This is a genomic window from Ancylobacter amanitiformis, from assembly GCF_030814815.1.
Lineage (GTDB): Bacteria > Pseudomonadota > Alphaproteobacteria > Rhizobiales > Xanthobacteraceae > Ancylobacter > Ancylobacter amanitiformis.
In genome coordinates, this window is sequence record NZ_JAUSVR010000001.1 from 373,377 (window position 1) to 386,703 (window position 13,327).

General features: G+C 66.9%; 9 protein-coding genes. 6 read left to right on the top strand and 3 right to left on the bottom strand.

Features of this window, described 5'->3' with window-relative positions; genetic code table 11:
• Nucleotides 1-8 precede the first annotated feature (8 nt).
• From tssM to QOZ99_RS01685, 6 genes are all read left to right on the top strand, one after another.
• Nucleotides 9-3,587 carry a type VI secretion system membrane subunit TssM gene (gene tssM / locus QOZ99_RS01660; RefSeq protein ID WP_306888138.1) on the top strand — a complete coding sequence of 1,193 codons (3,579 nt, stop codon included), beginning with the start codon at nucleotides 9-11 and terminating at the stop codon, nucleotides 3,585-3,587.
• Nucleotides 3,584-4,342: a type VI secretion system-associated protein TagF gene (tagF, locus tag QOZ99_RS01665; protein WP_306888139.1), complete on the top strand. Its 759-nt coding sequence runs from the start codon at nucleotides 3,584-3,586 to the stop codon at nucleotides 4,340-4,342. Before tssM ends, tagF begins: the two co-directional genes overlap by 4 nt.
• Complete coding sequence (locus tag QOZ99_RS01670; protein WP_306888140.1) at nucleotides 4,339-5,070, top strand: PP2C family protein-serine/threonine phosphatase; 732 nt, start codon at nucleotides 4,339-4,341, stop codon at nucleotides 5,068-5,070. The genes tagF and QOZ99_RS01670 overlap by 4 nt, the downstream gene beginning before the upstream one ends.
• Nucleotides 5,067-6,029: a serine/threonine-protein kinase gene (locus tag QOZ99_RS01675; protein ID WP_306888141.1), complete on the top strand. Its 963-nt coding sequence runs from the start codon at nucleotides 5,067-5,069 to the stop codon at nucleotides 6,027-6,029. Before QOZ99_RS01670 ends, QOZ99_RS01675 begins: the two co-directional genes overlap by 4 nt.
• Before the next feature lie 79 nt (nucleotides 6,030-6,108).
• Nucleotides 6,109-6,582 carry a hypothetical protein gene (locus QOZ99_RS01680; protein WP_306888142.1) on the top strand — a complete coding sequence of 158 codons (474 nt, stop codon included), beginning with the start codon at nucleotides 6,109-6,111 and terminating at the stop codon, nucleotides 6,580-6,582.
• Nucleotides 6,579-7,349, top strand: coding sequence for a MinD/ParA family ATP-binding protein (locus QOZ99_RS01685; protein ID WP_306888143.1), 771 nt, complete (start codon nucleotides 6,579-6,581; stop codon nucleotides 7,347-7,349). The genes QOZ99_RS01680 and QOZ99_RS01685 overlap by 4 nt, the downstream gene beginning before the upstream one ends.
• A 70-nt stretch (nucleotides 7,350-7,419) precedes the next feature.
• Here the strand turns inward: QOZ99_RS01685 and QOZ99_RS01690 are convergent, their stop codons facing one another.
• From QOZ99_RS01690 to tssH, 3 genes are all read right to left on the bottom strand, one after another.
• Nucleotides 7,420-8,748: a serine/threonine-protein kinase gene (locus tag QOZ99_RS01690; RefSeq protein WP_306888144.1), complete on the bottom strand. Its 1,329-nt coding sequence runs from the start codon at nucleotides 8,746-8,748 to the stop codon at nucleotides 7,420-7,422.
• A gap of 111 nt (nucleotides 8,749-8,859) precedes the next feature.
• On the bottom strand, nucleotides 8,860-10,548 hold the full coding sequence (locus QOZ99_RS01695; RefSeq protein WP_306888145.1) for a sigma-54-dependent Fis family transcriptional regulator: 1,689 nt from the start codon (nucleotides 10,546-10,548) through the stop codon (nucleotides 8,860-8,862).
• Between the two features lie 3 nt (nucleotides 10,549-10,551).
• The gene (gene tssH / locus QOZ99_RS01700) at nucleotides 10,552-13,326 is read right to left on the bottom strand and encodes a type VI secretion system ATPase TssH (protein ID WP_306888146.1); all 2,775 of its coding nucleotides are present in this window, start codon (nucleotides 13,324-13,326) and stop codon (nucleotides 10,552-10,554) included.
• Nucleotide 13,327 lies beyond the last annotated feature (1 nt).

Here is a 13,327-nt window from a genome sequence, read left to right on the forward strand (position 1 = left end):
GAACGCCAATGCTCAACGCCGCCATTACCGAATTGCTGCGGGTTCGAAACCTGCTGATTTTGCTCGGCATGCAGTGCGTTGCCATCCTGATCTGGTTTGTCGGGCCATCGGTGAGCATCGCGGGCGTGGCACCCCTCGCCAGTGTCGGCGCGCGCATCGGCGCCATCGCGGCGCTGTTTGTGGTCGTGTTTGCCGCCACGGTCCTGCGCATTTTTCTGGCCCGACGGGCCAATGCGCTGGCGATCCGCAATCTGCTGGATTCCGACGGCCTGGCAACGCTTGCCACCGACAAGTCATCCGATGAGATCGAGCTGATCCGCGAGCGCTTCGAAAGCACGATGCGGGTTTTGAAGGACACCGCGATCGGCAAGGAGTCCGGGCGCAACTACATGATCCAGTTGCCGTGGTACGTGGTCATCGGACCACCCGGCGCCGGCAAGACAACGATCCTGAAGAATTCCGGCCTCACCTTCCCGCTGGCCGAACGTGTCGGTGACGACCCGGTCGCCGGGATCGGCGGCACCCGCTATTGCGACTGGTGGTTCACCGACGAGGCGGTGCTTATCGACACGGCCGGGCGCTATACCACGCAGGATATCAACAGCGAGGTCGACAAGGCCACCTGGCGCGGCTTTCTGGAACTGTTGCGCACCCACCGCGCCCGCCGGCCCATCAACGGCGTGATCATCGCCATCAGCCTTGCCGACATGGTGTCGGGGGACGAGGCCACCCGCAGGAAGCATGTGGAGGCCCTCAAGAAGCGGCTCCAGGAACTGATGCGCTTCTTCGGCATGCCGGTGCCGGTCTACGTGCTGTTCACCAAATGCGACCTGGTGAGCGGCTTCAGCGAGTATTTCGAGGAACTGGACGACACCGGCCGGGCCCAGGCCTGGGGCACCACCTTCGCGCTGGACGATGCCACCGCCGAGCCCGGAGCGGGTTTCGACCGCCGCTTCCTGGGACTGGTGGAGCGTCTGGAAGGCCGGCTGATGCGGCAACTGCACCAGGAGCGCAGCATTGCCCGGCGGTGTCGCATTTTCACCTTCCCGAAGGAATTCGCCAGCCTGCGCGATCCCCTGAACACTTTCATCGCCGACGTGTTCAAGGCCAGCCGATTCGAGATGCGTCCGATCCTGCGCGGTGTCTATTTCACCAGCGGCACTCAGGAAGGCACCCCCATGGACCGCCTTCTGGGCTCCATGAGCCGCAATTTCGGGCTGGCCGGCACCCGCCAGACGGCTTTCAGCGGCAAGGGCAAGGCCTTCTTCATCAACCGGGTCCTGACCGACGTGGTGTTCGAGGAGCAGGGCCTGGTGGGCGTCAACCGCCAGCTGGAGCGGCGCCTGTCCATGGTGCGCGGGCTGGCCTATGTGGCAACGGCCGGGTTCACCCTCGCTCTCGCATCCGCCTGGATCTTCGGCGCGGCTCGGAGCGAGATTCGGATCGGCGAGACCCGGATTGCGCTCGACGATCTGGAGCGCCAGCTGCAGGGCCTGCCGCCAAATGCCAGCTTCAATGATCTTCTGCCGACATTGAATGCCGCGAGCGCCCTGGAGGACATTGCCGGCAAGCGCGACAGCTGGATCAATTCCGAAAGCCTCGGCCTCTCCGCGGTGCCGCGCCTCAGCTCGGCCTCCAGCTCGGCCTATGATCGCCTGCTGGTCACACGACTGCTGCCCAGTCTGGCCAATCGGCTGGAAAACCGCATCGACCAGGACCAGCGGCTGGGGACGCCGGCTGCGCTCGAAGATCTGCGCACCGCGCTGCGCAACTATCTGATGCTGGGCGAGCCGGCCCGTTTCGACCGCGCCACCATGAGCCAGGTGGCGAAGACCGAAGCCGTGCTGAGCTTTCCGCTGGATACCGCCAAGCAAAGCCAGATGGCGGATCATCTGGCGGCGCTGATGGCGCTGATGCCAAAGCCCTATCCGTTGAACCTGGCCCTGATCAGCAGCGCCCGCACGAAGCTCGCCAAGGTGCCGCAGGTGGATCAGGTCTATGCCCGGCTGCTGCGCGAAGGGTACCAGAACCCGGCCCTCGCCAGCCTTGATCTTGGGCAGGTTGTGGGCGCGCGCAGCCTGACCGGCACCCGGGACGCGCAGGCCAATGGCGGTCTGGTCATTCCCGGCCTTTTCACCCGCCCTGGCTTCTACAACTACTTCCTGGTGCAATTGCCCATTCTGGTAAGTGAAGAGCTGGGGTCGGATTGGGTCGCCGGTGGCGGCAGCCAGCCGCAGGCTCAGGCCCTCGCCCGTCAGATCGCCGATCGCTATGTGAAGGACTATGTGGCCACCTGGCAGAGCGCCCTCGCGCGCATCACGCCCGTGCGGTTCAACGACATGCCGCGGGCCATGGCGGTGCTGCAGAACCTGGCGGGCCCGCAGTCCCCGGTGGATGCGCTGGTGGCGAGCGTGCGCGAGAACACCGATCTGCCGCCACCGGGGCAGGAGACCAACGTGCCGCCGCCGCCCGGCTCCGCCCCGCCCCAGGTCTCGCCGCTGACAGTGGCCGCCAGCAAGGCCGGCGGAGCCGTGACCAATGCCGCCACCAGCGCCGCTCTGGGCGAAGGCCCATGGCCGGGCAAGACCATTACCCAGCCGTTCATCCCCCTGATCCAGCTGGCATCGCCCGGCGCTGCCGGCCAGTTGCCGGCGCTTGGCCGCATCCGCGATCTGCTGAGCAACGTATATGGCGTGATGTCCGGCGTCGCCAACGCGCCGCAGCCGTCGGTGGCCGCTTTCCAGATCGTCGCCAACCGGATCAAGGACCAGAGGAACGACGCCTTCGCAGCCCTCAGGGCCGATTCCGCGCTTCGGCCGGAGCCGGTGCGCACCATTCTCCAGGTGGTGGGTGACAGTGCCTGGGCCACACTGCTGTCGCTCGCCTACCAGAATGTGAACCAGGCCTGGAAGCAGGACGTGTTGCCGGTCTGCGAAAGTTCCATCGCGCGGCGCTATCCGATCTACGCGGATGCCAAGGACGAGGTGACGCTTACCGATTTCACCGATTTCTTTCGGCCCGGCGGGGTGCTCGATACGTTCTTCACCCAATACATGGCCGGCTTCGTTGTGGATCAGCGTGGCACCTATGTTCCGGTGACGGTGGACGGGTCGCGGGTGCCGGTGAGTCAGGCGGCGCTGTCGCAATTCAGCCGCGCCCGTCAGATCCGGGACGCCTTCTTCCCCAACAAGGGACCGACCCTGCTGGTGAAATTCAGCGTCAGACCGACCTTCCTCTCACCCAATGTGCTGCGGGCAACCTTGTCGGTCGATGGCAGCGACATCGTCTATCGCCACGAAGCCCCGCGCAGCTATGACCTGGATTGGCCCACGCGCAGCGATGCCAGCACGGTATCGGTGACCCTCAGCCCTGTGGCCGGCGCTGATACCAAAGTGCAGCGCTCCGGTCCCTGGGCGCTGTTCCGCTTCATCAGCGCCTCGTCACCGCGCGGACGCTCGGAACGCCAGTCCTTTACGGTCAACGGACCCGACGGCGCCAGCGTCACCTATGATCTGCGCTCGGGCAGCGTGAACAGTCCGTTCAATCTCGGCGCCCTCGCCAGCTTCCGCTGTCCGGACGACCTATGAGCTCCCCGAACCGGCGCGGAGGCGGACTCTTCGGGAAGATCCCCACCACCGACGACTTCATCCGTCGCCACCTGCCGCTTGGCTTCGTAACCCCCTGGGAACGCTGGATCGCCAGCGTGATCGGCGGCGACGGCACGCTCTCGCGCGAGATGTGGATCCAGCGCTACCTCACGAGTCCGCCCTGGCATTTCGCGCTGGATCCGGGGGTGGCCGGCCCCTGCGGCTGGGTGGGGGTGCTGATCTCCTCCGTGGACAGCTTCGGGCGCGCCTTTCCGCTCACTCTCGCGGTTCCCTTCTCCCGCTCCTGCGGGCTTCTCGACCTCCACGAGGAGACGCACCGCCTTGCCGGCACTCTCGAGACCATGGCCCTGGACCTGATCGAGGGCGATATGCCCGTGGATGTCGCGGCCGAATATCTGGCTACCCTGCACCTCGCCGCGCTGCCGGAGCGCCATTCCGTGTGGCGGCAGGTGCGCGGGAATGTACGGCAGGGCAACCGGCTCTGGATCCTCACCGGGCGCCGCCATCGCTCGGTGGGGTGCGCCGCCAGCGACCTCCTGACGGGCGTTCTGCGCGAACAGGCCAATCGTCCCGCCGGTCTGACATGCTGGTGGCACGAAGGCTGGGGCGACTTTCCCCCCGCCAATGTGCTGGTGCAGGGCCTACCCGGCGTGGACACCTATATGCGCATGATGGATGGCGCGTGGACCGACGATTTGCCGGCGCAGCCCCTTGCGCGGGAGGCTCCGCGATGACCGGCGCGCCGACCCGGCCGATCCTGCCTTGGCAGCTCGATGTCTCCTCCGCCAGCCGCGCCGGCGTCTCGCGGCAAATGAACGAGGACTCGTTTGCCGTGATGGCCGAGCAGGCGCTCTTCGCGGTGGCGGACGGCATTGGCGGGCTGGTGGAGGGCGCGGTTGCCAGCCGGGCCATTGTCGAGGTTGTCGCACGCGTGGTCACGCCCGGCGCTTCGCTGGAAACCCGGGTGCGCGAGGCCGAGGACGCCTTGCACCACGTGAACGACGCATTGTTCGAGGAGGGCCTTGGACGGCGGCCGCCCGTCAACCTGGGCTCGACCATCGTCCTGCTGCTGGTGGGTGAGACGGCAGGCGTCTGCCTGTGGGCGGGAGATTCCCGGGCCTATCTGCGCCGCGGCGGCGAACTTCATCAGCTGACGCACGACCATTCCCTGTGCGCGCAACATGGCGGCATCCACCCCCGCAACGTCATCACCCGCGCCATCGGCCCCAGCCGCGAGGTGGAGATCGATTGCTGCGTGGTGGACATTGCCCCCGGGGACGTGCTGCTGCTGTGCACGGATGGGGTCAGCAATGTTCTCGATGACGCCCGTCTCACGCAGCTCCTGCGCGGCCCCATGGCCGGCATGGCCGACCGGATCGTCACCGAAGCCGTGACCCGAGGCTCGCGCGACGATGTCACCGCCGTGACCGTCCGCATCCCGGCCGGCGAGGATCTGCCGTGAGCCGGGCGGTCCCGCCGCACCACGTGCCGGGCCGCGTCTCCCGCGATGCGGCGACGCCGTCGCTGCTGCCCCATTATCTAGGCGCCCGCCTCAAGGACCGCTATGAACTGATCCAGGTGATCGGTCGCGGCGGCATGAGCACGGTCTATCACGCGGTGGATCACATTCGCCTGCGCGGACGCGCCTCGCAACCCCATGTGGCGGTGAAGGTGGCCAGCATGCCACCGCCCTATGACCATGCCGCGCACGAACTGATCCACCGCGAAGCCCAGCGCATGCAGCGTCTGGTGCATCCCAATATCGTCCGGGTGTTCGACAGCGACCATCAGGACGACACCCATTTCCTGGTCATGGAACTGCTCACCGGCCGCACGCTGGCGACCGTCCTGCCGGAAGGCGCCGGCAAGGGCCTGGACTGGCCGCAGGCGCGCCGGGTCGTCGAGGGCGTCGCGGCGGCGCTGGGCCACGCCCATCGAAATGGCGTCATCCATACCGATCTAAAGCCGGGAAATGTCTTCATCGGCGGCGACGGAACGGTGAAGGTGCTGGACTTCGGCCTCGCCCAGAGCACCGGCGGCGGCGATGCCCACCAGCCGGACGCCACAATCCGCTATCTCGATTTTGTGGGCGGATTAACGCCTTCCTTCGCCTCGCCGGAACGTCTGGCGGGGGCCGCGCCCACTCCCGGATGCGATCTTTTTGCCTTCGGCCTGCTGATCTACATGGTGCTGTGCGGAGCGCATCCATTCCAGCGGCGCAACGCCGAAGAGGCCCGGAAGATGGGCCTGCAACCCCTGCGGCCGCCGGGCCTGGCCCTGCATCGCTGGCGGGCCTTGCGGGCCTTGATGGACTTCGACCCCGCGGCCCGACCGGCCAGCGTGGACGCCTTCATGACCCGCTTCCTCGCACCGCGTTTCGGTCCGCGCGCGTTGCTGGACGTGATGCGGACGGGAGGCTGATCGGGTGTCAGGAGAGCCGACAGATTCCTCGCCCGGCACACCCGGCGTGAAGGCGAACGGTCCACGACTGTCGGAGACCTTGTCCCGGCTGGACAAGGTATGTCACGAGATCGCCCGCGGCAATTACGGCAATACGGATGATCTGTTTGCCTTGACCGTCGATCCCACGGCATCTCAGACCATCCGCGAACTCGCGGAATCCTTCGGCAGTATGCTGGTGCAGGTGGAAGCGCGCGAATTTCGCCTTACCGGCCTCATCGAGGAGTTGCGCGAGGCCCATCGGCAACTGGAAGACGCCAACCGGCAACTGGCCCGCGAGAATGTAACGCTGGCCCGGAAGGTGCAGACGCTGACCATCGAGATCGACCGCCAGCGCTTCAAACGCGAGGTGGGCGAGATCATCGAGACCGATTATTTCCAGGATCTGCAGAAGCGCGCCCGGTCCATGCGCGCCCGCGTCAGAGGCGCCGGCGCCCCACCGGACGGCTCGCCCGAGAGTGGCCCGACCGCCGATGGCAAGAACCCGAACGGCGAACCACAGGACGGTCCATGATGACGCGCATCGTATCCACCCATTCCTACCGGGGCGGCACCGGAAAATCCAACATCACCGCCAATGTCGCGGCTCTGCTTGCAGAGCGGGGCCATCGGGTGGCGGTGGTGGATACGGACATCCACTCGCCGGGCATCCATGTGCTGTTCGGTCTCGATCCGTCCGCCATACGCTTCACCCTCAATGATTATCTCTGGGGTCGCTGCGCGGTGGAGGACGCCGCCGTGGATGTTACCAATGCCGCCCTGCGCGACCCTTCGCGGGCCGGCAGCGGGAAGGTGCTGCTGGTACCCTCCTCGATGCGAGCGGGCGAAATCGCGCGGGTGCTGAAGGAGGGTTATGAAGTCGACCTGTTGAACGAGGGCTTTCACGCGCTCTGCGAGCGCCTGCGGCTGGATTATCTGCTGATCGACACCCATCCCGGCGTCAATGACGAAACCCTGCTGTCCATCGCCATTTCCGATTGCCTGCTGCTCGTGCTTCGCCCCGACCACCAGGATTATCAGGGCACCGCGGTAACCCTGGAACTGGCCCGCCGGCTGGAGGTGCCGCAATTGCTGTTGGTGGTGAACAAGGCGCTGGCCTCGTTCGATGCCAAGGCGCTGGCAGAACAGATCTCGGTGGCCTATCGCTCGCCCGTAGCGGCAGTGCTGCCCCTCACCGAGGATCTGGTACGCCTGGGCAGCGCCGGCGTGCTCAGCGCCCAGATGCCCGACTGCGCCTATGTGAACGGCCTGCGGCAGGTGGTCGACCAGTTGGAAGGCTGACGCCGCCGGATCGCTCGCTTCCCGAGCCTTTGCGAGCAAGGTGGGTACCGGAGCGCGTGATGAAAGCGCGTCAGGGCAGCGAACCGGACTGCCAGTTCGACGCGCGCAGGAATGCCTGCGCATCGGCCAGCCGGTCTTCGGGGGCGAAGGCTAGCGCGTCGCGCACCGCCGCCTGCTCCTGCGGGCGCAGCAGGGGCAGCGGCGCGGGCGCCATCCCCTTGGCCAGAGCGTCCAGCGCCGTGGCCCGGCCGAACGGATGATGCCCGGTCATCATCAGGTGGATGAGGCATCCCAGGGCATAGACGTCGTCACGCGGGTCCCGCCGCGCACCACGCAGACGTTCCGGGCTGGCGTAAACCGGGGTCATGGCATCCAGCCGCGAACCATCGAAGCCGCCATCGTCCCGCGCGGCACAGGAAATGCCGAAATCCAGAATCTTCAGGGTACCGTCGATGCACAGGAACAGATTTGCGGGTTTCAGGTCGGCATGCACCACGCCGCGCGCATGGGCCAGGGCCAGGCCGGCGCACAATTCCCCCACGGCCCGATGGGCGGCCGGACTTCCCACGAAACCCGGATTCGGATCCTTCAGCGCCACATCCAGGGAGCGCCCTTCCAACAGTTCCATCACCATGAACACATGGTCGCCGTCGCGATCGAAATCGTGCACGGCCACGATATTGGGATGCGGCAGATCCTGGGTGCGGCGGGCCTCCGCCTCCATGGCACGGAGGGCGTCGGGATGGGTGCGAAAATCGCCCGCCAGCAATTTCAGCGCCACATAGGGACGCCGCGCCTGCGCCTCCAGCCGCCGCCGATCAACCGCGCGATACACCACGCCCATGCCGCCGCGGCCCAACTCCTTGTCGAGAACGAAGCGGTCGCGCAGCATATGCCCGATCATGTTGCGCTCCGGCGATGCCTCCGCCACGGGATAGGCTCGGGCCTCGCCCGAAGCCGCCTTGCGGGCATCATGGCGGGTGCGCACGCCGCGAAAGGCGGCCAGCGCCGCATCGAGATGGCGCTGCGGCGTCGGGGCACGGCCAGCATCGGCCTGCCGGCGGTCCCTGTATTGCCCCACAAGCGCCTGGAGCACCACGGAATCGACCTTGCGCCGCAGTTCCTCGTCGGTGTCCGCGGCAGGCGCGTCGCCTCCGGCCGCACGGGCCCCCGGCTCCGGCTGGCCCGCCTCCGCCGCGGCATCATCGGTCTCGACACCGTCATTCGGGGCGGTTTCGGCCGGGGCGGTTTCGCCGGCCCGGTCCTTCGCGACGTCCCGATAGACCAGCACCGCCAGATCATAGGGCAGGCGCCCCGCATCGATGAAGCTCTGCAAATGCCTGGAGAGTTGGGCCAGGCCATCCTCACGCGCCCGCACGAGAGCGCGCAGATCCAGCACAAGCTTCTCGAACGGACAGTGCCCGGCAAGAAACGTCGTCAGCGCCCCATCGAATGAAGCCGGGATGCTGGGCCCCGAAGGAGAACGTGCGGAAATGGTCGACCCCCGTCCTCACGCCCGCTCGGGCTGGCGGATGGCGTAGCGCTGGACCTTGTCCACCAGACTGCGCCGCGAGATTTTCAGCAGGCCCGCCGCCCGGCTCTGGTTCCAGCCGCTCTCGCGCAGCTGCACCTCGATCAACGCCGCCTCATAGCATTGCACCATGGTGCGCAATCCCCCGCCCGCCTGCGGATGGGCCGGCGGAACCGGGGCCGGTATCGCCGGGTCACTCCGTAGTTCCGGCGGCAGATGGCCCAGTTCCAGGCGTCCTCCGTCACACAGCAAAATGGCGCGCTCGAGGATGTTCTTCAGTTCGCGCACATTGCCGGGGAAGCGCCATTTCATCAACACATCCAGCACCCCGGGGCTGAGCGCGGGAGGCGCGCGGCCGATGGCCTCGCACGCCCGCCCGAGAAAATGCTCGATCAGCGCGGGAATGTCGGACGGGCGCTCCCGCAGGGCCGGCAGGGTGATGGGGAAGACGCTGAGCCGGTAATAGAGATCCTCACGAAACTGTCCGGAGGCGATCTTGGCCGGCAGGTCCGCATTGGTCGCGGCGACGATGCGCACGTCCACATTCTCGGTGCGGGTGTCGCCCACCCGGCGCGCCTCGCCCTGACCCAGCAGGCGCAGGATCTTGGCCTGCAGGCCCAGCGGCATGTCGCCGATCTCGTCCAGGAACAGCGTGCCGCCATGCGCTTCGTGGACAAGGCCCTTCTTGTCCATATGAGCCCCGGAAAACGCCCCCTTGCGATAGCCGAACAACTCGCTTTCCAGCAGGTTCTCCGGTAGCGCCGCGCAATTCTGCACCACCAGCGCCTTGCCCTTGCGTGGCCCCAGGCTGTGCAGAAGCTTGGCGAACACCTCCTTGCCGGTTCCGGTTTCACCCAGCAGCAGAACCGGCACATCGGCGGGAGCGGCGCGGCGCAGCAGGGCGACCGCGGACTGGAAAGCCGGGCTCTCGCCAATCACTCCCTTCCCCGCGCCAATCCCGCTGCGCAACCGCGAATTCTCCAGGGCCAGGTCGGCATTGGCTCGATCCAGCTGGCGAATGAGCTGGCGGTTCTCCTCGAACAGCCGCGCGTTTGAGATGGCCACCGCCGCATGGGCGGCAAACGCGCGCACGATGCGCTCGAATGGAGGTGTCAGCGCCACGGGCGCGCCGCCCGCCTCAAGGCGGGTGTTGGTGAGCTGGAGCACGCCCAACGTCACCCCCTCCAGGCTGCGCAAGGGCAGCACCAGGAACGAGCGGGTGCGGAAGGATCCCCGCGCCTCGCGCCGGTAGAGTTCGGCGAAGTCGAAGCCGCTATAGGCGCGCACATCGGCAAGGTTCACCATGCGTCCGGTGACCGCCGCATAGGCGCTCGGATCTTCCATGTGGAAGCCCCCGCCGGCGCGATAGAGCGCCACCGGCTGAACCAGCCCGGCGGCATCGGGGGCGCCATCATTCTGGCCCACGATGCAATAAAGCTCGCGCCCCGTTCGGTCGAGCACCAGCACCCGGCCGCCATCCGCGTGAGTGAGGCGGCGTGCGGAACTGACCACGGCACTGATCACGCTCTCCAGCCGCCGTTCCGTCGACAAAGCGGTCGTAAGCTCGATCAGTTCCTCGATGACTCCCAACGGGTCGCGCACGAAGAGATCCGGCGGCGATATCAGCGGCGATATCAGCGACTTGGGCACGTTTTCGGGCTCCGACACCGCTCAGGCATCCAGCCCGACACCCGGCGCCCCGGTGCGGGCAGCGGCATCCTCCCGGCGATAGAGGAAGCGCCCCTCCGCATTGGTGTCCACATGTATGGCGCTGGCCTGCGGCTCGCGGCCCGTGCCCATCCCCATGCCCATTCCCTGCAGGATTTCGGTGGCGATGTCCGGCAACAGCGTCTTGTTGACGATATGGTCAATGTTGCGCGCTCCGGTCTCCACATCGGTGCAGCGGGCAACGATCTGCTCCACCACCGCGTCGGAATAGACAAAGGCCATCTTCTGGCTGTCGCGAAGCCTGCGGCCCACCTTGTCCAGCTTGAGGCGCACGATCTCGCCGAGAATATCGCCCAGCAGCGGATAGAACGGCACGATCTGCATGCGCGCCAGCAGCGCTGGCTTGAAGTGCCGCGACAATTGCGGGCGGATCGCCTCCACCAGGGCATCGGTGCCGGGGCGCGGCGTCATCTGGCCCATGCGGGTCAGCGTGTCGGTCGCCAGGTTGCTGGTGAGGATGACGATTGTGTTCCTGAAGTCCACCACCCGACCCTCGCCATCGGACAGAACACCCTTGTCGAACACCTGATAGAACAGGTTCATCACCTCCGGATCGGCCTTCTCCACTTCGTCCAGCAGCACCACGCTATAGGGCCGCTGGCGCACCGCCTCGGTCAGGATGCCGCCCTCGCCGAAGCCGACATAGCCGGGGGGCGAACCCACCAGCTTGGAGACGGTGTGCTTCTCCTGGAATTCCGACATGTTGATCGAAATCAGGAAGCGCTCGCCACCGAACAGCAGGTCCGCCACCGCCGTTGCCAGCTCGGTCTTGCCCACGCCGGAGGGGCCGACGAACAGAAACACGCCCATGGGTTGGGTCGGACTGTTGAGGCCCGCCTTCGCGGCGCGCATGCCCTCGTCGATGGCGGCGATCGCCTGATCCTGTCCGCGGATCCGGCGCTCAAGATCGCCGGCCAGAGCCAGGATGGAACGGGCCTCGTCGCGCACCATGTTGCCGGTGGGAATGCCGGTCCAGTCGGAGATCACCTGCCCCACCGCATCCGGGGTCACTTCGTAGTGCAGCAGACCGTTTCGGCCCTGGATCGCCGCCAGTTCGGCCACCACGCGGGCGAGTTCGGCCCGCACCACAGCGGCGGTGCTCCCCTCCGCGGCGAGATTGTCGGCCGGCATCGGCGCCGCTTCGGCGACGACATGCGCAGTGGGCGCGTCCGTGGCCGTTTCGGGATCGGCCAGAGCGTTGATTTGCTGACGCAAGGCAAGGATCCGGTCCACCAGCCCCTTCTCCCTCCCCCAACGCTCCTCCACCGCGGCGATCTCGGTGCGCAGTTGCGCCACTTCCTCGGCAATCTCCCGAGCGCGGGGGCGGTCACCGCCGCCCAATGTGTCCTGGTCGCGGGTCAGCGCGGAGAGTTCGCGCTCCAGCATGGCGATGCGCCGCTCCCGGCTGTCGAGGGCATGGGGGCGATTGCTCAGGCCCAGCTTGACCCGGGCGCAGGCCGTGTCGAGCACATCCACCGCCTTGTCCGGCAGCTGGCGGCCGGAAATGTAGCGGGCGGCCAGTTGGCTTGCCGCCACCACGGCGTCATCGCGCACATAGACATTGTGGCTGCGCTCGTAGATCGGTCGCAGGCCGCGCAGAATGGTGGTGGCTTCCGCCGGGCTCGGCTCATCCAGCTTCACCACCTGGAAGCGCCGCTCCAGCGCGGAATCCTTTTCGAAATACTTCTTGTATTCACTCCATGTCGTCGCGGCGATCGTGCGCAGTTCTCCGCGCGCCAGCGCCGGCTTGAGCAGATTGGCCGCGTCTCCGCCGCCCGCCGCGCCGCCCGCCCCCACCATCATGTGGGCCTCGTCGACGAACAGGATGATGGGCGTGGGCGAGGCCTTCACCTCTTCGATGATTCCCTTGAGCCGGTTCTCGAACTCGCCCTTCATCCCCGCGCCGGCCTGGAGCATCCCCAGATCAATGCCCACCAGTTCCACCTGCCGAAGAAATTCCGGCACGTCCCCCTGGGCGATCTTGAGGGCAAGGCCCTCGACGACGGCCGTCTTGCCCACGCCCGGCTCGCCGACGCAAATGGGATTGTTCTTCCGACGACGACCCAGAATATCAATCATCTGCTGGATCTCGCGATCCCGGCAGAATACCGGGTCGATCTTGCCGGCCCGCGCCTGAGCGGTGAAATCGGTGGCGAAGCGGGCCAGAACACTGTCGGGATTGCGCTGGCCGTGGCCCGCGGGGCGCCCGCCCGCCGGGCCGCTGGAAACCGCCGCGGCGTCGCTCTCGACGGACGTGGCGAGAAGCCCGTGAAACTCTGCCTTGAACCGGGCGCTCGATACCTGCCGAAGGGTCTCCCACCATTCGGTAAGACCGAACCGGTTGCCATTGGCCAGCACCGCCAGCAACACCGCGCCGGAGCGGGTCGCGCTTTGCCCCAGCTCCACCGAAGCCAGCAGCCACGCATCGGTGAGAATCTCGATGAGCACCGGCGCGAACACGGGACGGCCCGGATTCCCAACCTTCATCTCCTCAACCGCGCGCTGCAGCTGGCGCTTCAGGCTGGCGGTCTCGACGGCGTAGTGGCGCAGGGCCAGGCCCAGATCGCGGTCGGTGTCATCCACCATGGCGAGAAGGAAATGCTCGACGGTCACATCATAATTGCCGCGCCCCACCGCAAGGCCCGCCGCCATCTCCAAGGCGCGCTTGGTATAGGGCGACAGGCGGTCCAGAAGCGGCTTGAGATCCAGCGACAACATG